19 protein-coding genes are annotated in these 16,226 nt (G+C 67.7%); 5 read left to right on the top strand and 14 right to left on the bottom strand.

Translation table 11 applies throughout. The features are described from left to right. Positions 1–11: 11 nt before the first annotated feature. The 5 genes from OEZ60_RS02955 to OEZ60_RS02935 form a co-directional block, all read right to left on the bottom strand. Positions 12–212, bottom strand: coding sequence for a YgaP family membrane protein (locus OEZ60_RS02955; protein WP_263333059.1), 201 nt, complete (start codon positions 210–212; stop codon positions 12–14). Between the two features lie 90 nt (positions 213–302). Further along, positions 303–1,601, bottom strand: a complete 1,299-nt coding sequence (locus OEZ60_RS02950) for an NAD(P)/FAD-dependent oxidoreductase (RefSeq protein ID WP_263333057.1) — start codon at positions 1,599–1,601, stop codon at positions 303–305. A gap of 357 nt (positions 1,602–1,958) precedes the next feature. Beyond that, positions 1,959–2,252: an ArsR/SmtB family transcription factor gene (locus OEZ60_RS02945; RefSeq protein ID WP_263333257.1), complete on the bottom strand. Its 294-nt coding sequence runs from the start codon at positions 2,250–2,252 to the stop codon at positions 1,959–1,961. Positions 2,253–2,406: 154 nt separating this feature from the next. Then, positions 2,407–2,901 (bottom strand): flavin reductase FerA, encoded by a 495-nt coding sequence (gene ferA / locus OEZ60_RS02940; RefSeq protein WP_263333055.1) that lies wholly within the window; start codon positions 2,899–2,901, stop codon positions 2,407–2,409. Positions 2,902–3,012: 111 nt separating this feature from the next. Then, the gene (locus OEZ60_RS02935) at positions 3,013–3,162 is read right to left on the bottom strand and encodes a hypothetical protein (RefSeq protein WP_263333053.1); all 150 of its coding nucleotides are present in this window, start codon (positions 3,160–3,162) and stop codon (positions 3,013–3,015) included. Between the two features lie 244 nt (positions 3,163–3,406). Here OEZ60_RS02935 and OEZ60_RS02930 point away from each other — a divergent pair, with 244 nt between their 5' ends. Then, complete coding sequence (locus OEZ60_RS02930; protein ID WP_263333051.1) at positions 3,407–4,447, top strand: DUF475 domain-containing protein; 1,041 nt, start codon at positions 3,407–3,409, stop codon at positions 4,445–4,447. Between the two features lie 76 nt (positions 4,448–4,523). Here the strand turns inward: OEZ60_RS02930 and OEZ60_RS02925 are convergent, their stop codons facing one another. Both OEZ60_RS02925 and aroQ read right to left on the bottom strand, forming a co-directional pair. After that, the gene (locus OEZ60_RS02925) at positions 4,524–5,288 is read right to left on the bottom strand and encodes an HpcH/HpaI aldolase family protein (protein ID WP_263333049.1); all 765 of its coding nucleotides are present in this window, start codon (positions 5,286–5,288) and stop codon (positions 4,524–4,526) included. Between the two features lie 4 nt (positions 5,289–5,292). Beyond that, the gene (gene aroQ, locus OEZ60_RS02920) at positions 5,293–5,730 is read right to left on the bottom strand and encodes a type II 3-dehydroquinate dehydratase (protein WP_263333047.1); all 438 of its coding nucleotides are present in this window, start codon (positions 5,728–5,730) and stop codon (positions 5,293–5,295) included. Positions 5,731–6,002: 272 nt separating this feature from the next. On the opposite strand from aroQ, the gene OEZ60_RS02915 reads away from it, so the two are divergent. Next, on the top strand, positions 6,003–6,236 hold the full coding sequence (locus OEZ60_RS02915) for an EF-hand domain-containing protein (protein ID WP_263333044.1): 234 nt from the start codon (positions 6,003–6,005) through the stop codon (positions 6,234–6,236). A gap of 111 nt (positions 6,237–6,347) precedes the next feature. Here the strand turns inward: OEZ60_RS02915 and OEZ60_RS02910 are convergent, their stop codons facing one another. After that, positions 6,348–6,962 carry a LysE family translocator gene (locus OEZ60_RS02910; RefSeq protein ID WP_263333042.1) on the bottom strand — a complete coding sequence of 205 codons (615 nt, stop codon included), beginning with the start codon at positions 6,960–6,962 and terminating at the stop codon, positions 6,348–6,350. 93 nt (positions 6,963–7,055) lie between these two features. Beyond that, positions 7,056–7,586: an RNA polymerase sigma factor gene (locus OEZ60_RS02905; RefSeq protein WP_263333040.1), complete on the bottom strand. Its 531-nt coding sequence runs from the start codon at positions 7,584–7,586 to the stop codon at positions 7,056–7,058. 260 nt (positions 7,587–7,846) lie between these two features. On the opposite strand from OEZ60_RS02905, the gene OEZ60_RS02900 reads away from it, so the two are divergent. Further along, positions 7,847–8,089: an EF-hand domain-containing protein gene (locus OEZ60_RS02900; protein WP_263333038.1), complete on the top strand. Its 243-nt coding sequence runs from the start codon at positions 7,847–7,849 to the stop codon at positions 8,087–8,089. 77 nt (positions 8,090–8,166) lie between these two features. Here OEZ60_RS02900 and ilvN read toward each other — a convergent pair whose 3' ends face one another. The 3 genes from ilvN to OEZ60_RS02885 form a co-directional block, all read right to left on the bottom strand. Beyond that, on the bottom strand, positions 8,167–8,727 hold the full coding sequence (gene ilvN, locus OEZ60_RS02895; RefSeq protein ID WP_263333036.1) for an acetolactate synthase small subunit: 561 nt from the start codon (positions 8,725–8,727) through the stop codon (positions 8,167–8,169). 66 nt (positions 8,728–8,793) lie between these two features. After that, the gene (locus tag OEZ60_RS02890; protein ID WP_263333254.1) at positions 8,794–10,548 is read right to left on the bottom strand and encodes an acetolactate synthase 3 large subunit; all 1,755 of its coding nucleotides are present in this window, start codon (positions 10,546–10,548) and stop codon (positions 8,794–8,796) included. 347 nt (positions 10,549–10,895) lie between these two features. Continuing rightward, entirely contained in the window at positions 10,896–11,816 is a 921-nt protein-coding gene (locus OEZ60_RS02885) for a calcium/sodium antiporter (protein WP_263333034.1), read from the bottom strand. A gap of 319 nt (positions 11,817–12,135) precedes the next feature. Here OEZ60_RS02885 and OEZ60_RS02880 point away from each other — a divergent pair, with 319 nt between their 5' ends. Next, positions 12,136–12,585 carry a DMT family transporter gene (locus OEZ60_RS02880; protein ID WP_263333032.1) on the top strand — a complete coding sequence of 150 codons (450 nt, stop codon included), beginning with the start codon at positions 12,136–12,138 and terminating at the stop codon, positions 12,583–12,585. 186 nt (positions 12,586–12,771) lie between these two features. Here the strand turns inward: OEZ60_RS02880 and OEZ60_RS02875 are convergent, their stop codons facing one another. Both OEZ60_RS02875 and OEZ60_RS02870 read right to left on the bottom strand, forming a co-directional pair. Continuing rightward, positions 12,772–13,416 carry a response regulator transcription factor gene (locus OEZ60_RS02875; RefSeq protein WP_263333029.1) on the bottom strand — a complete coding sequence of 215 codons (645 nt, stop codon included), beginning with the start codon at positions 13,414–13,416 and terminating at the stop codon, positions 12,772–12,774. Then, complete coding sequence (locus tag OEZ60_RS02870) at positions 13,413–14,843, bottom strand: cache domain-containing protein (protein ID WP_263333027.1); 1,431 nt, start codon at positions 14,841–14,843, stop codon at positions 13,413–13,415. Before OEZ60_RS02870 ends, OEZ60_RS02875 begins: the two co-directional genes overlap by 4 nt. Positions 14,844–15,083: 240 nt before the next feature. On the opposite strand from OEZ60_RS02870, the gene OEZ60_RS02865 reads away from it, so the two are divergent. Continuing rightward, positions 15,084–16,175 carry a TRAP transporter substrate-binding protein gene (locus OEZ60_RS02865; protein WP_263333025.1) on the top strand — a complete coding sequence of 364 codons (1,092 nt, stop codon included), beginning with the start codon at positions 15,084–15,086 and terminating at the stop codon, positions 16,173–16,175. The last annotated feature ends 51 nt before the right edge of the window (positions 16,176–16,226 follow it).

Raw genomic sequence — 16,226 nt, 5'->3', positions numbered from 1 at the left:
GTCCTTACCTTTCAGAATGCGGTGCCGGGCTTGACGCCGAGCTTGCGGAACATAATCGCGGCCGGGCAGAAGCCGGTAAAGGCCGATTGCAGGAGGTTCAGGCCGATGAAGACCGTGAACCAGACGAAATGGGGCGATACCCAGGTGGTGAGCGCCACCGAGAGAAGAACCATCGTGCCGGCAAAGGCAAGCATGGTGCGGTCGAGAGTCATGGAAACCTCCTTCGATGTTTTCGCATTCGCAAATATGAATATGTAGGTGGGATTGCAAGGGCCATCGCGCGGATGGCCCTCGCGATCCGGTCAGGCCGCACCGTCTTCCGAGACGTTGATTTCCTTCAGCTTCTCGATCCCGAGCATGTGCAGCGCGAGCTTTTCGTAGAATGGCTCGGACTTGCCGCTGCGGACCTTGTGGAGGAAATACTTCTCGAAACCGATCTTGGCGGCGTGGACCCACTTGCCCGAGGACGACCAGTTGACGTTGCGCGGCGGGATCTGCGGCTGGGCGACGAAGGCCACGCCGCCATCGCCGAAATCTGCGAGGCAGACGGCGTTCCAGGTTCCTTGCGCGTTGGGCGCCTTGCCCTCGATCAGCCGCGCGATGTTGTGGGTCGTCGCGGTCACCATGCTCTCGATCATGAAGCCGGTCTTCGGCACGCCGACCGGAACCGGCGTCTTGCCAACCGGCGGGATCGCGACGCAGACGCCGACCGCGAAGATCTCGGGGAAGGCCGGATTGCGCTGGTGCTTGTCGACGAGGATGAAGCCGCGCGGATTGGTCAGCCCCTCGATGTCGCGCACCGCGGCAACGCCGCGGAAGGCGGGGAGCATCATCGTGTAGACCTGCGGTACTTCATGCGTGGCGGCGACGGTGCCGTCCTCGGCGATCTCTGAGACGTGGAGCTTGCCGGCCTCGACCTTGTCGACACGGGCGTTACAGATCCACTTGATGTGGTGCTGGCGCAGCTCGCTTTCGAGCAGGCTCTTGGTGTCGCCGACGCCATCGAGCCCGAGATGGCCGATATAGGGTTCCGAGGTGACGAAGGTCATCGGCACCCGGTCGCGCACCTTGGCGTCGCGGAGCGCCTTGTCGAGGATGAAGGCGAATTCGTAGGCCGGGCCGAAGCAGGACGCGCCCTGAACGGCGCCGATCACCACCGGGCCGGGATTGGCGACGAGCTTGTCGAAGGCGGCCTTGGCCTGAAGCGCATGGCCGACCTGGCAGACCGACTGGGTCTCAGCGCCCGGCCCGAAGCCCTCGATCTCGTCGAAAGCGAGGTCGGGGCCGGTGGCGATGACGAGGTAGTCGTAGTCGAGCGTGGCACCGTCGGTCAGCTCGATGCGCTTCTGGTCGGGATGGAGCCGTCGGGCGCCCTGCGGATGCAGCGCGATGTCGCGGCGGGCGAGGACCGGGGCGAGGTCGACCTCGACCGAAGCCTGGTCGCGCCAGCCGACCGCGACCCAGGGGTTGGAGGGGACGAAGTGATACTTCGTGCCGAGCGTGACGACCGCGATGCGGTGCTCCTTGCCGAGTTTCTCGCGCAACTCGTAGGCCATGATCGTGCCGCCGAGACCGCCGCCAAGAACGATGATCTGTGCCATGTCCGTGTCTCCTCCTGGTCCGGACAGCGGGCGTTCGCCTCCTGAAGCCCGCCGCGGGACGGTGTTGAACCGCCATGCGGCCGGCGGATGCCGGGAGCGGCGGCGATGCAAGTTACATACACATATCGATATATGAATGTAAATGCTCGGACCACAAGGTGCGACGATCTTTCCGGGCGGTTTTCTCGCGTGGACGGGGTGTCTCGCAGGGTCCGGGGTCGCACCGACCAGGCACGGCAGCGACGGGCTTGTGCCGGGCGCTGGTATCCGGTCGCCTGCTATCGGAAGGTTGCAGAGGGTGGGCGGCGTTAAACGCCTCTGGTCCGCGTTAGCGCCGGCAGCAAGATTGGGCGGCGATCAGTCCGCGCAGTCCGTGGCGCAGAACATGTCGTAGAGCAGCCCGATCACGCGCTCCGTACGGCGGTCGCTCAGCGAGTAGTAGATCGCCTTGCCATCGCGGCGGGTCGTGACCAGACCCTCGAGGCGCAGGCGGGCGAGCTGCTGGCTGACTGCGGCCTGGCGCGAGGACAGGAGCTGTTCAAGCTCGGTCACGGATTTCTCGCCGGAGGAAAGATGGCACAGGATCATCAGCCGGCCCTCATGGGCCAGCGCCTTGAGAAAGGCCGAGGCCTCCTCGGCACGGGTGACCATGTCATCGGGAGCGATGCCGCCGTGCGGCGCGTCATGATCCGGTGCTTGATGAAGGTCGTGGTCGTCCAAGGCGTTCTTTCCTATTCGGTTTATGGAATATAGGGCGGATTTCGCGCACTTGCCAGTGCTGGTTTTTTGGTGTCCCGGTGCCGCGTCAGTCGTGGTGCAGGAAGTCGCCGTAACGGCCGCCCCAGAACAGCAGGGGCTCGCCCGGGCGCATCGCGGCGCGCAGGACCCGGCCGACGAGGATCGCGTGATCGCCCCCGTCATGGGCGGCATGGGCCGCGCAGTCGAAGCGCGCGAGGCAACCGGGCAGGAGCGGCAGGCCGTCCGGCGTCGTCCCGGTATCGAGGCCGTCGAAATCCCCGCCTGCGCGCGCGAAGCGCCGGCAGAGCTCGATCTGGTCGGCGGCGAGCACATGGATCGCGTAGAAGGGCGCCTCGGCAAAGGCCTGAAAGCGGGCCGAACTGCGGGCCGGGCACCAGAGCACGAGGGGCGGCTCGATGGAGACCGAGGTGAAGCTGTTGGCGGTGATCCCAACTGGCCCCTGCGGCCCGAGCGCAGTCACGACCGTCACGCCGGTGGCGTAACGGCCGAGCGCAGCACGAAAATCGCGCCCGCCTGCGGGGTCCGAAGTGATGTCTCCCATGATCGTCCTGCCGTTTCCGGTACCGGCAGCGGCCGGTCTTCGCGGCGACAGGAAAACCACATTCCGGGCCGAAAAGCCACCCGGCTCAGGCGATCCGGGATCGGGGCCGGCTCAGGCCTCGTCCTCGCCGGTGTCGATCAGCCAGCCGCCGGGGCCGGCGATGCGGTCGGGAAGCCCGACGATCATCAGCTCGCGCAGGATCAGGCACGCGAGAATGCTCGCGACGATCTCATCGAACGAAATCTGGCTCAGGAAACCCATGTCACTCTCTCCCTCCGCATGAGGTGACTGTTGCCGTCAATCCGGGCGCGAATTGGGCGGACGCGAGGCATTTCGCCGCCATTGTCGGGACCGGATCGACGCTGTGCCTGCCCCGCGACAGTCGCCGGGGCGGCCGCGGCGCAGGAAGGCCGCCGCACTTGTCCTTTCGCCTTCGCGTCCCTATGTCGCCCCCGTCGACACATTTGCCGCCCGGGCTTCGCCCGCGCCGCGGCCGGAGCGCATGATGACCACAGCTCTTCACTATTTCCGCTGGGCCTTCCTCGTTACGTTTGCGGGCCTCGCGGGAGCGTTCTGGCTCGGCTGGGGCTACAGCCACAACCTCAGCGGCGCGGTAAGCTTCCTGCTGATCGGCGCCGTGCTCGCGGTGCTGGAGATCTCGCTGTCGTTCGACAATGCGATCGTGAACGCCAACAAGCTCAAGGAGATGACGCCCGAATGGCAGCGCCGTTTCCTGACCTGGGGCATCCTGATCGCGGTGTTCGGGATGCGGATCGTCTTCCCGCTGCTGATCGTCGTCGTCGCGGCCGGGATCGGGCCATTGGAGGCGGTGCGGCTTGCCGCCACGCAGCCGGGCGAATACGCCCGCATCATCAGCGGCGCGCATCTGTCGATCGCGGCCTTCGGCGGCACCTTCCTGATGATGGTCGCGCTCAACTACTTCATCGACGAGGGCAAGGAGGTCGACTGGATCCGAACGCTCGAATGCCAGCTGCGGCGCTGCGCCTCGATTCGCGGTCTGGAGATCGCACTTGTTCTCGCGGTGGTGCTGGTCTTCTCGGCGGTGATGCCGTCCGATGAGCGGGCGCGGTTCCTCTTCGCGGCGATCGGCGGGCTTTTGGCCTTCCTCGGGGTCGAGGTTCTGGGCCATGTGCTCGATTCGCGGCAGCGGGCGCTGAGTGCGGCGGCACATGGTGGACTCGGGGCGTTCCTCTATCTCGAGGTGCTCGACGCCTCGTTCAGCTTCGACGGCGTGATCGGTGCCTTCGCGCTGACCCAGAACCTGTTCCTGATCGCGATCGGCCTCGGCATCGGTGCGATGTATGTGCGCTCGATGACGATCATGCTGGTGGAGCGGCGGACGCTGGCGCAGTTCCGCTTCCTCGAGCATGGCGCGTTCTACTCGATCCTCGTGCTCAGCGTGATCATGTTCGCGCAGACTTTGTGGCACATCCCCGAGCTCGTGACCGGTGTGCTCGGTTCCGGGTTCATCGGCGTCGCACTGGTGTCCTCGATCCTCTACAACCGCCGCAACAAGGAGGCCTGAGCCCGGTCGAGGCGCCGCCTCGGGGGGCATCGAGCCCCCGCTCGGCGGCCGGGCACCCGGACCGGGAGGCGGTGCGTCAGGCGCGGAAGGCGCTGGCGAGCACGTCCGCGGCCCGGACCAGCAGGCGCATGTCGATCCCGGTGGCGACGAAGCGGGCACCGCGGTCGAGGCAGCTGCGCGTGAAGGCGGCGTCCTGCGAAAGGAGCCCGGCGGGCACGCCGATCGCGCCGAGCCGGTCGATGGCGTCGAGGATCGCGTCCCGCACCTCGGGGTGGCCCGACTGGCCGGGATGGCCCATCGAGGCGGCGAGATCGGCGGGGCCGATGAAGACCGCATCCACCCCCTCGGTGCCAGCGATGGCTTCGAGCCGGTCGAGCGCCGCGGCGGTCTCCACCTGCAGGATCAGGCAGATCTCGGCATCGGCCCGCGCCACGTAATCGGGCACCCGGCCGTAGCGGGCGGCGCGGGTCGTGGTCGCGACCCCGCGCAGCCCGTGCGGCGGGTAGCGCACCGCGGCAACGGCGGCCTCGGCCTCCTCGCGGTTCTGGATGTAGGGCAGGAGCAGCGTCTGCGCGCCCTGGTCGAGATGCCGCTTGATCAGCGCGGTGTCGTTGAGCACCGGGCGGACGAGGCAGTCGGTCGGGTAGGGGGCCGCCGCCTGAAGGAGCGGCAGCACCTCGGCGACCTCGACCGAGCTGTGCTCGGTGTCGAGCACCATCCAGTCGAAGCCCGCCCCGGCGAGGGCCTCCACGGCCATCGGGTCGGGAATTGTCGACCAGATGCCGAAGAGCGGCTCGCGGCCCAGCAGGCGGCGCTTGAAGCGGTTCTGCGGCAGGTCCACCGGCTCAACCCTTCGTCAGCCGCGCCACGCGCTCGACGGCGAATGCGTAGCCCTGGACGCCGGCGCCCGCGATCACCGCGTCGGCGCGGCCCGAGATGTAGGAATGGTGGCGGAACGTCTCGCGGCGATGGATGTTGGAGATATGGACCTCGACCACCGGACCGGGAAAGGCATTGAGCGCGTCGAGAATGGCGATCGAGGTATGGGTGAAGGCGCCGGGGTTGATGACGATGGCCAGAGCGGTCTCCCGCGCCTCGTGAATCCAGTCGATGATCTCGTATTCGCGGTTCGACTGGTGGCAGACGACGTCGAGCCCGTGCGGCTTCGCGGTCGCGACGCAGAGCGCCTCGACATCGGCCAGCGTCTCGCGGCCGTAGACCTCCGGCTCACGGGTGCCGAGCAGATTCAGGTTGGGTCCATTGAGGACAAGGATGGGCTTCATCGGTCCGGGTCTTTCGCTCAGGGCACGGTTTCGGCGATGATGGGCGAAAGCCCGCCGGCCCGCAACCGGGAGCGCGCCGTGCCACGGCTGGTGATTCCGAAAGGCCGACACGATCGGGAAAGGGTCAGCGGCGCCGTCTCGCCGGTGTGATCACGCGGCTGTGAGTGGTGATGCGTGGCACTTGCGGGAACGGGCGGGAGAGGTCAAATAACCGCAGGTGGGTCTTGAACCACCGATTCTAGGGCGTCCGCCCTAACCTGGAGAGCAAGCAGATGAAGAAGTTCGTTCTGGCCCTTGGCGCGATCGCCGCTTTCGCCGCCGCCGCGAACGCCCAGACCACCGTGACGGACACCGACGGCAGCGGTGCCTACTCGATCGAGGAGCTGACCGCCGCCTATCCGGACCTGACCGCCGAAGTCTTCGCCACGATCGACGTCAACGCCGACGGCGTGGTCGACGCGGACGAACTGGCCGCCGCCCGGGAAGCCGGCACGCTCGCTCCGTAAGCCGCCGAGATTTCGGCATCTGGACCAGCCCCGGGGTTTTCCCGGGGTTTTCTGCGTTAGATTGGTGGAAGCGCGACCCGCAGCAGCCCGCACCGCGGCGCAAGGCCCCCGTCAGCGTGCCACGGCGACCGCGACTCCCGCTCCGACCATCGCTCCGCCCGCAATGCGGTTCTGCCGCCGCACGCTTTTCGGCGTGCCGAGCGTCCGGCGGATGCGTGCGGCCAGCACGACATGGCTGCCGATCACGACCACTTCGACCGCGACGATGAGAGCCGCGAGTTCCGCGACTTTTGCCCAGGCCAGCGAGGGGCCGACAACGTTCGGCAGGAGCGCCACGTAGAAGAGCGGCATCTTCGGGTTTCCGAGGTTCATGGCAACGCCGGTCATGAACAGGCCGCCGAGCCCCCTGTGCCGCGTCGAGGGACGCGCCTCCGGCGGGACCGGCGCGGCTGTCCAGAGCCTGACGCCCATCCAGACCAACCAGGCCGCCCCCAGGTAGCGCAGCACGGCCATCACGCCGCCCATGCCGGCGGCGGCAGCGGAGAGGCCGAACGCCGCCAGCACCAGAAAGGTCAGGATGCCGACAACCGTCCCGGCGCCGTAGGCGATGCCCGAAGCCGCCCCGTGCGAGATCGTGCGGGCCGTGATCGTCAGGTTGTCAGGGCCCGGGCTGGCTGCGAAGACGAAGAACGCGGCGGCGAAGGCCAGAAGAACGGTGAGATCCAAGGGCGAAGGTTCCTCGGGGGGCACCGGGCCATTCTGCCCCCGATCCCGGCCGGCATCCAGAGGGATCCGTCGTCGTCCGCCGCCACGCCCCGGTCAGGCCGCATCCTCGCCGGGCAGCAGCGCCGCCGCTGCCGGCCCGCGCTCTGGCAGGCCGCAGTCGGCCCTGAGCCGGGCCCGGCCACGCGCGAGCCGCGACATCACCGTGCCGATCGGCAGCGCCTCGGCCACGGCGATGTCCGCATAGCTCTCCCCCGCCGTCGCATGGCGCAGGATCAGCCTGAGCTCCGCATCGGGCAACCGCGCCAGGGCCGCGGCGACCTCGCGCAGGGCGATCCGGCGCGGCGCCTCGGGCGGCGCGGAGGGCTCGGGTGCCTCGGCCAGCGCCACGGACGGCGGCCGCATGCGCCGCGCGAGGTTGCGGGCGGCGGTCATCAGGTAGGGCTTCAACTCTTCGATCCCGTCGCCGGTGGCCATCCGGCTCCAGACCCGGAGCAGGGCTTCCTGGGCGAGATCCTCGGCCGCGGCCGGATCTCGCACCAGGCGTCGGGTAAGGCGGCGAAGTTCGGGGATGAGCGCCTCGAGCGCCGGGGCAGGCCCGCGCTCCGGGTGTCGGGAGTGTGACATGACGATCTCCTTTCCCCATCGAGATTGGGCCCCCCCCGCGACCACCGCAAGCCGGGGGATTCCGCCGATCCGGGCTCCGCCGCCGGTACCGCGGATATTCCGGCGGCTTCCCGCGTGCGCGGCGGGTGCGGATGGGCGGTCCTCCGCGCGTCTCCCGGTGCCGGCGTTCCGGCCGGGAATAAACGCGCCGCCCCGGCGTCCTGTCATGTGAGGGCGGCGCTATGCCCCCTCGCACAACGGACGATCAAGGAGATGATCCGATGAAGAAACTGGCTTTCACCCTCGCGCTGGGACTGGCTTCCACAGGAATGGCGCTGGCGCAGGGCCTGACCGACATGGACGCCGACGGCAGCGGGATGCTGTCGCTCGAAGAGCTCCAGTCGGCCTATCCGGACCTGACCGAAGAGGGGTTCGCCGGGATCGACGCGAATGCCGACGGCTCCGTCGATGAGGCAGAACTGACCGCCGCCACCGAGGCGGGCACGCTCGCGACGGGAGGCTGAGCCGTCCGGCGCGGGGCCCCGGCCGATCCCTTTCCCCAGCCGTTCGCGCCGGGGCCCCGTTCGCCTCCGATTCCGTCTCAGGCCCCGCGCGCCAGTGCCGCCACTCCGGTCCGCGCCACGTCGACCAGCCCGAGCGGGCGCATCAGTTCGGCGAAGGCATCGATCTTCTCGGGCGTGCCGGTGATCTCGAAGACGAAGCTCTCAAGCGTCGAATCGACGACGTTGGCACGGAAGATGTCGGCGAGCCGCAGCGCCTCGACCCGCTTCTCGCCCGCGCCCGAGACCTTGAAGAGCGCGAGCTCGCGCTCCACGCTCGGCCCTTCCACGGTCAGGTCGTGGACATCGTGGACCGGCACCAGCCGGCCGAGCTGCGCCTTGATCTGCTCGATCACCGGCGCGGTGCCGGTGGTCACGACGGTGATCCGGCTGCGATGACCCTCGTGGTCGACCTCGGCCACGGTCAGGCTCTCGATGTTGTAGCCGCGGCCCGAAAAGAGCCCGATCACCCGCGCGAGCACACCCGCCTCGTTGTCGACGAGCACCGCGAGCGTATGCGTCTCCATCACCTCGGCGAAGGGATCGCGCAGGTCATAGGCGGAATGGCTAGTCGAGCCCTTCTTGATCTTCAGTGCGGACATGCTGCCCCCTGCTTCTTCATTGTCCAAATACCCTGGGGGTCCGGGGGCAAGGCCCCCGGCCGCCCGTCACACCAGAACCGCGCCGCCGGCCTGGATCGCGCCCTCGGTCGAGGCGTCGCCCAGGAGCATCTCGTTGTGCGGTTTGCCCGACGGGATCATCGGGAAGCAGTTCTCGTGCTTCTCGACGAGGCAGTCAAAGAGGACCGGCCCGTCATACTCGATCATCGCCATGATAGCGTCGTCGAGGTCCTTGGGGTCCTTGCACTGGATGCCCTTCCAGCCGAAGGCCTCGGCGAGCTTGACGAAATCCGGCAAGGACTCCGACCAGGAATGCGAATAGCGCTCGCCGTGCAGGAGCTGCTGCCACTGCCGCACCATGCCGAGCCGCTCGTTGTTGAGGATGAACTGCTTCACCGGGGTGCGGAACTGGGTCGCGGTGCCCATCTCCTGCATGTTCATCAGCCACGAGGCCTCGCCTGCGACGTTGATCACCAGCGCGTCGGGATGGGCGATCTGAACCCCGATCGAGGCCGGGAAGCCGTAGCCCATGGTGCCGAGCCCGCCGGAGGTCATCCAGCGGTTCGGAGCCTCGAAGCCGAGAAACTGCGCCGCCCACATCTGGTGCTGGCCGACCTCGGTCGTGATGTAGCGGTCACGCCCCTTGGTCAGCGCCTCGAGCCGTTCCAATGCATATTGCGGTTTGATGACTTTGTCGGAGTTCTTGTAGGTCAGGCATTTCTTCAGCTTCCACTGCTCGATCTGCCCCCACCACTTCGCAAGGCCCTCCTTGTTGACCTTGCGCCCGCGCGATTTCCAGACCTTCAGCAGGTCCTCCAGCACATGGCCGACATCGCCGGTGATGGCGAGATCTACATGGATCACCTTGTTGATCGAGGAGGGGTCTATATCGACATGCGCCTTCTTCGACTTCGGCGAGAAATCCGCGATCCGCCCGGTGATCCGGTCGTCGAACCGGGCGCCGAGGTTGATCATCAGGTCGCAGTCATGCATCGCGAGGTTGGCCTCGTAGAGCCCGTGCATCCCGAGCATCCCGATCCAGCCCTTGCCGGAGGCCGGGTAGGCGCCAAGCCCCATCAGCGTCGAGGTGACCGGGAAGCCGGTGGCATCGGCCAGCTCGCGCAGGAGCTGGCTCGCGCCGGGGCCGGAATTCACGACGCCGCCGCCGGTGTAGAAGATCGGCCGCTCGGCGGTCTCGATCAGCTCGACGAGTTCGGTGATCTTCGCCAGATCCCCTTTCACCTTGGGCTGGTAATGGCTGGCCACGGCCTCGCGCGGCCCGCGATAGGTGCCGGTCGCGAACTGGACGTCTTTCGGGATGTCGACCAGAACCGGGCCCGGCCGGCCCCTGGTGGCGACATGGAAGGCCTGGTGGATCGTCTCGGAAAGCTTCTCGGTGTCCTTCACCAGCCAGTTGTGCTTGGTGCAGGGACGGGTGATGCCGACCGTGTCGGCCTCCTGGAAACCGTCGGTGCCGATCATGAAGGTGGGCACCTGGCCGGTGAGCACGACGAGCGGGATCGAGTCGAGAAGCGCGTCGGTCATCCCGGTGACCGCGTTGGTGGCGCCGGGGCCGGAGGTCACGAGAACCACGCCCGGCTTGCCGGTTGAGCGGGCATAGCCCTCGGCCATGTGCACGGCACCCTGTTCGTGGCGGACAAGGATGTGGCGGATGTCGTTCTGCTGGAAGATCTCGTCATAGATCGGAAGTACGGCGCCGCCGGGGTAGCCGAAGACCACATCGACGCCCTGGTCCTTGAGCGCCTGAACCACCATCTTCGCACCGGTCATCTGCCGCGACATTGTCCGCATCTCCATCATCTTCATCTTCGTCCGCGCGTCCCCCGGGCGCGGAACCGGTTCCCACTTCCGCTGGGGACGCGTCGGCAACAAAAAGCCCCCGAGTGTCTTCGGGGGCGCATGGGAACCGTTATGGTCAACCGTTACCGGCCCATGCACCCTGTCCTAAGAAGTACGAGGATCGACATCATGTCCCCGGGGCCCCAATGCTGCTGCGCGGCGGACATTAGGCAGGCTTCATCGGGCCGTCAACCGGCAAAATTGGCAAGAAAGTGTCGCTGGGCGACATTTCTTGATAATTTTATTTCGCAGAAGGCCCTTCGGGGCGAAAGAAACGCGAATCTGTCCGGCTAGCCCAGGCCGAGGAACCCGACATATCCCGCATATCCGGCTAGGAGCGCCCCGCCGCCGAGCCGCCCGACCCGGCCGGCAAGTGCTGCGAAGCCCAGCATCGCCAGCGCCGCGGCGAGCGCCAAGCCCATGTCGAGCCCGGCGAAGCGCGCCTCGACCGGGATCGGCGTGACGGCGGCGGTGACGCCGAGAATGCCGAGGATGTTGAAGACGTTCGAGCCGAGGATGTTGCCGACCGCGATCTCGGGGTGACGCCGGATCGCGGCGATGATCGCGGTCGCGAGTTCGGGCAGCGAGGTGCCGATCGCGACGATGGTGAGGCCGATCACCGCCTCGCTGACGCCGAAGGTCCGGGCGATCTCGGTCGAGCTGTCGACGAGGAGCCGCGCCCCGACCATCAGCACGACAAGCCCGCCGAGCGCGAAGGTGAGGCTCTTCCAGAGGGGCCGCACCACGATCCCGTCCGCAGGCGCGGAACTTCCCGCGGCGCCTTTCAGGCAGAGCCACAGATAGCCGGCCAGCGCCGTCACCAGCATGAGCCCCTCCCAGCGCGCGACCGTGCCGCCCGCCAGCATCAGCCACAGGACCAGCGTCGCCCCGATCATCACCGCGAAGTCGCGCCGCATCTCCGTGAGCCGCATCGGCACGGTGGTGATCAGCGCCGAGAGCCCGAGAATGAGAAGGACATTGGCGATGTTCGAGCCGATGACATTGCCGAGCGCCAGCGCGGGCGCGCCCGAAAGCGCCGCCTGGAGCGAGACCAGAAGCTCGGGTGTCGAGGTGCCGAAGCCGACGATCGTTAGGCCGATGACCAGGGGCGGTATGTGCAGCCGCTGCGCCACGCCGACGGCGCCCCGTATCAGGAACTCGCCGCCAAGAAACAGGCCGACGAGGCCCGCCACGAACATCACATGGGTCAAGATCGTCTCCCGCTCCGGTCCCGCTCTAGATCGGATCGGAGGGCGGATTTGCAAGGGGAGGAGGAGTCGATAATGACCCTTCGCCATCGAGCGCCGCTCCATCCGCATCGTCCTTTCTCGGTCAGAGGACCGATAGTGGTGCCGAGGGCGAGATCCTGGCCAATTGGCGGCCACCCTCAGCTTTCACACCGGCCGGGCGGAGGCGAGGGGGCGCGCACCGAAGCCGGCACCACGGCGCGAGCAAGGCTCTCCGGCGGTGGACAACGGCGGCGGCTCTGCCCAGTATCGGCGACGATCGGGATCGGAAAGGACGGCGGCAATGACGGTTGAGACTGTGCGTTACGCGGCGATCATGCTCGTGGCCGGGATCGGCATTCCGGTTCTGGCGGCGCTCAACGCCCAGCTCGGCGCCCGCATCGGTTCGCCCGCGGCGGCGGCCACCGTGCTTTTCGCCGTGGCCTTTGCGAGCACCGTCGCCGTGCTCGCGGCGACCTCCGGTGCGGCGGCGCTGGCCGCGGCTCCGGCCCAGCCGAAACATCTCTTCCTCGCGGGACTGCTCGTGGCCTTTTACGTCCTGTCGATCACCTGGGTGGCGCCGCGCTTCGGACTCGGCAACGCTATCACATGCGTGCTTCTCGGCCAGCTTGCCGCGGCCGCGGTCATCGACCAGTTCGGACTGATGGGGGCGATCGTGCGCGAAGTGACGCCGATGCGGGCGGCGGGCCTTTGCCTCATGGCGGCGGGTGTCTTCCTGACCCAGCGTGGTTGACGGCGGACAGGCGGGAGAGGGGGCTTTCCGCCCCCTCTTGGCCTTGCGGCCAATTCACCCCCGAGGATACTTGGAAAAAGGTGAGGCAGCGGGTTTCCACAGGGTCGGACCATCTCCGCCAGCGCCCCGGCCGCGGAACGCGGCCCCCGCCCGAGGGGGGCTCGATGCCCCCCGAGGCGGGGCCGGTCAGAACCCCTTGCCGGTGCCCTGCAGCACGCCGTGCTCCATCGCGTAGCGGGTGAGGCCCGCCGTCGTCGATATGCCGAGCTTGCGCTTGATGTTCTTGCGATGGGTCTCGACCGTGCGGACCGAGATCTCGAGCTCGGCCGCGACATCGCGGTTCGACTTGCCCTGCGCGAGTTCCAGAAGGATCGTCTGCTCGCGGTGGGTGAGCGGTTCGCGCCCGTCGGCGGTGCCGGGCGTGAGGCTCGCCGTGGCGCCGGTGCAGAGGTAACGTGTCCCCCCCATCAGCCGGTCGATCGAGGTCTTGATCTCCTCGACCGGCACGTCCTTCAGGAGATAGCCCATCGCGCCGTGCCGGAGCGCGGTGGAGATGTACTCGGGGCTGTCGTGCATCGAGAGGATCAGGATCCGCGTGTCCGGATCGCGCTCCAGAAGGATCTCGGTCGCCGAGAGCCCGTTCACCTGCGGCATGTTGAGGTCGAGAAGGATCACGTCCGGCGCGAGCTCCGCGGCGCGGTCGATCGCCTCCTGGCCGTTGCCGAGGGTGCCGACGACCGCGATATCCTCGTAGGTCTCGAGGATCGCGCGGATGCCCTCGGCCACCATCGGGTGATCGTCGACGATGAGAACGCGGGTCGGTTCGGTCATGCACTGTCCTTCCGTTTGGCCGCCTGTCCGGCGGGCGGCAGCATGTGGGAGAGCGGCACCTGGGCCTCGATCACGGTGCCGTCGCGCGAGGACAAGATGCGCAGCGTGCCGTCGAGCTGCTCCATCCGCTCGGCCATGTTGCGCAGGCCGAGCCCGCCGCCATCGTCCGCGCGCATCGGGGCCATGCCGCGCCCGTCGTCCTCGATCCGCATCATCGCGCCCCGCTTGTGGCCGCGCACGACGAGCTTCACCTTCGTCGCGCCGGCATGTTTCTCGACATTGGTCAGCGCCTCCTGGGCGATCCGGTAGAGCGCGATCTTCGCGTCCTGGTCGAGGCGGTTGCGGAACACCACGGTCTCGAACTCGGTCGCGATCCCGGTGCGCTTGCCGAACTCCTCCATGAGCACCTGCAGCGCCGGGCCGAGGCCGAGATCGTCGAGGACGCCGGGGCGCAGGTCGCGGCTGATCCGGCGAACCTCGGCGATCGCGCCGCTGAGGTGTTCGATCCCGGTCGAGAGGCTTTCGGCCGCGCGGGCGTCGCCGAGGCTGAGGCGTCGCCGCGCGAGCTCCAGCGCGTAGCGCACGCCCACGAGGAGCTGGGAGATCGAATCGTGCAGCTCGCGCGCGACCCGGCCGCGTTCCTCCTCCTGGGTGTCGACGATGCGCTGGGTGAGCTGCTTGAGCTTGGCGTCGGCCAGCCGCCGTTCGCGCACCGTGATCGCGGTGCCGGAGGCAAAAACGAAGAGCACCGCGCCGAGCGCGATCGCGGCGATCCAGCCGAAGGTGCGGGCGATCCGCGCCTCGGTCTCGGCCCGGGCGGTGGCGACCGATTCCAGGACGTCGTCGAGAAAAACCCCGGTGCCGATCGCCCAGCGCCAGTCCTGCAGGCCAACGACATAGGAGACCATCTGCGTTTCCTCGCCGGTCGAGGGCTTGGGCCAGACATAGGCGTGATAGCCTCCGCCCTGGCGGGCGATGCGGATCAGCTCGTCGACGACCGGCTGTCCCTCGGGATCACCGAGCCCCGCCCAATTGCGGTTGATCAGCCAGGTCTGGCGCGGCGCGACGAGGTTGGTGCCCTCGTAGTCGTAGACGAAGAAATAGCCGTCCTGGCCGTAAAGCATCGCCGCGAGGATCTGCGCGACCTCGGTCTTGGCGGCCTCGTCATCGGGCAGGGCGTTGCCGTAGATGAAGCCGAAGGCGGTGCGGGCGAGGCTGATGTAGTTTCTGAGCTCTTCCTTCTTGGCGGCGATGAGCTGGTCCTCCAGCACCTCGATCTCGCGTTCGGCGAGCGCGCGGGACTGGTTGGCGACGAGGATCGCGATGGCGGTGGCCGCGACGACAAGGGGCAGGGTGGCCAGAAGGTAGACCTTCTGGCCGTAGTTGAGGCTCAACGCCCGCCGTATCGCGGTCCATCCGCCGCGCATCTGTCCTCGCCCCTTCGGTGTCGCGTCCGAATCTGCCGGCAGGATGGGCCGCGCGGGGCCGGGGCGTCAATTCACCGTGCCAAAGGCCGCCGCCGGACCGTTGAAATTTTCTGTCACAAAGTGTCTGTTTCTACGCAGTAATCGGTATTCCCATGACGAAAAGAGCGCTCTAGTCTCCCCTCAGTTGCAATGATCCGCCCGGTTCCAGAGCGGACGCCAGACAGAGAGGATTGACCCCGCATGGATCGTCGTTCGTTCCTGACCAAGGCCGCTGTCGGAGGCACTGCCGCCGCTGCCGCAACCACCCTTGCCGCGCCGCTTTACGCGCAGGGCAACCGCACGCTGACGCTGGTCACGACCTGGCCGCGCGGCTTCGCGGGTGTGCACGACGCGGCCCAGCGCTGCGCCGACATCATCACCGGGATGACCGATGGCCAGCTCACCGTCGACCTCAAGGCCGCGGGCGAGCTCGTGGGGGCCTTCGAGGTCTTCGACGCGGTGACCTCGGGCCAGGCCGACATGTATCACGGCGCCGACTACTACTTCGTCGGCCAGCATCCGGGTTACGCCTATTTCACCGGCGTGCCGATGGGGATGGTCTCGCAGGAACTCGCGAACTGGTACTACCACGGCGGCGGCCAGGAACTGCACGACGAACTCGGCCAGATCTTCGGCCTGAAGTCGTTCCTCGCCGGCAACACCGGAGCCCAGTGCGGCGGCTGGTTCCGCCAGGAGATCAAGGGGCCGGAGGACTTCAACGGGCTCAAGTTCCGCATGCCGGGCCTCGGCGGCGAGGCGCTCGGCAAGCTCGGCGCGAGCGTCCAGAACCTGCCGGGCGGCGAGATCTACCAGGCGCTCGCCTCGGGCGCACTCGACGGCACCGAGTGGATCGGGCCCTGGGCCGACGAGAAGGCGGGCTTCCAGGAGATCACCAAGTTCTACTACACCGCGGGCTTCCACGAGCCGACGGCGGGGCTTTCGCTGGCGATGAACCGCGAGGTCTTCGACAGCCTCACGCCGGGCCAACAGAAGATCTACGAGATCGCCTGCGGCGAGGCCCACCAGTGGAACCTTGCGCAGTTCCTCGCCAACAACTCGGCCGCGCTCGCGCGTCTTCAGGCGGCCGGTGTTAAGACGCTCACGTTCCCGGACTCGGTCTGGGACGCCTTCGGCAAGGCCGCGAACGAGGTTCTGACCGATCCGACCCGGATGAGCGACGAGCTCTACAAGAAGATCTACGACAGCTACATGGCCTCGATGCGGGCCTCCTCGGCCTGGGACAAGCTGTCGGACGGCGCCTATACCGCGCAGCGCGACCGGGTGCTCGGCTGACGCCGGCCCGGTTCACCACCTGAAAACGTCTCCCGGCCGTTTGGCCGGGGG

It is taken from the genome of Albidovulum salinarum (genome assembly GCF_025673475.1).
Lineage (GTDB): Bacteria > Pseudomonadota > Alphaproteobacteria > Rhodobacterales > Rhodobacteraceae > Albidovulum > Albidovulum salinarum.
Note: the sequence above shows the minus strand (reverse complement) of the source record. Positions and strands in the feature narration are given on the sequence as shown.

Coding starts and splice junctions, on each gene's coding strand:
- OEZ60_RS02935 (WP_263333053.1), bottom strand. CDS start 3,162: ATGGGTTTCCTGAGCCAGATTTCGTTCGATGAGATCGTCGCGAGCATT.
- ferA (WP_263333055.1), bottom strand. CDS start 2,901: ATGGGAGACATCACTTCGGACCCCGCAGGCGGGCGCGATTTTCGTGCT.
- OEZ60_RS02915 (WP_263333044.1), top strand. CDS start 6,003: ATGAAGAAGTTCGTTCTGGCCCTTGGCGCGATCGCCGCTTTCGCCGCC.
- ilvN (WP_263333036.1), bottom strand. CDS start 8,727: ATGTCCGCACTGAAGATCAAGAAGGGCTCGACTAGCCATTCCGCCTAT.
- OEZ60_RS02950 (WP_263333057.1), bottom strand. CDS start 1,601: ATGGCACAGATCATCGTTCTTGGCGGCGGTCTCGGCGGCACGATCATG.
- OEZ60_RS02900 (WP_263333038.1), top strand. CDS start 7,847: ATGAAGAAACTGGCTTTCACCCTCGCGCTGGGACTGGCTTCCACAGGA.
- OEZ60_RS02890 (WP_263333254.1), bottom strand. CDS start 10,548: ATGTCGCGGCAGATGACCGGTGCGAAGATGGTGGTTCAGGCGCTCAAG.
- OEZ60_RS02870 (WP_263333027.1), bottom strand. CDS start 14,843: ATGCGCGGCGGATGGACCGCGATACGGCGGGCGTTGAGCCTCAACTAC.
- OEZ60_RS02930 (WP_263333051.1), top strand. CDS start 3,407: ATGACCACAGCTCTTCACTATTTCCGCTGGGCCTTCCTCGTTACGTTT.
- OEZ60_RS02945 (WP_263333257.1), bottom strand. CDS start 2,252: ATGGTCACCCGTGCCGAGGAGGCCTCGGCCTTTCTCAAGGCGCTGGCC.
- OEZ60_RS02875 (WP_263333029.1), bottom strand. CDS start 13,416: ATGACCGAACCGACCCGCGTTCTCATCGTCGACGATCACCCGATGGTG.
- aroQ (WP_263333047.1), bottom strand. CDS start 5,730: ATGAAGCCCATCCTTGTCCTCAATGGACCCAACCTGAATCTGCTCGGC.
- OEZ60_RS02865 (WP_263333025.1), top strand. CDS start 15,084: ATGGATCGTCGTTCGTTCCTGACCAAGGCCGCTGTCGGAGGCACTGCC.
- OEZ60_RS02955 (WP_263333059.1), bottom strand. CDS start 212: ATGACTCTCGACCGCACCATGCTTGCCTTTGCCGGCACGATGGTTCTT.
- OEZ60_RS02880 (WP_263333032.1), top strand. CDS start 12,136: ATGACGGTTGAGACTGTGCGTTACGCGGCGATCATGCTCGTGGCCGGG.
- OEZ60_RS02905 (WP_263333040.1), bottom strand. CDS start 7,586: ATGTCACACTCCCGACACCCGGAGCGCGGGCCTGCCCCGGCGCTCGAG.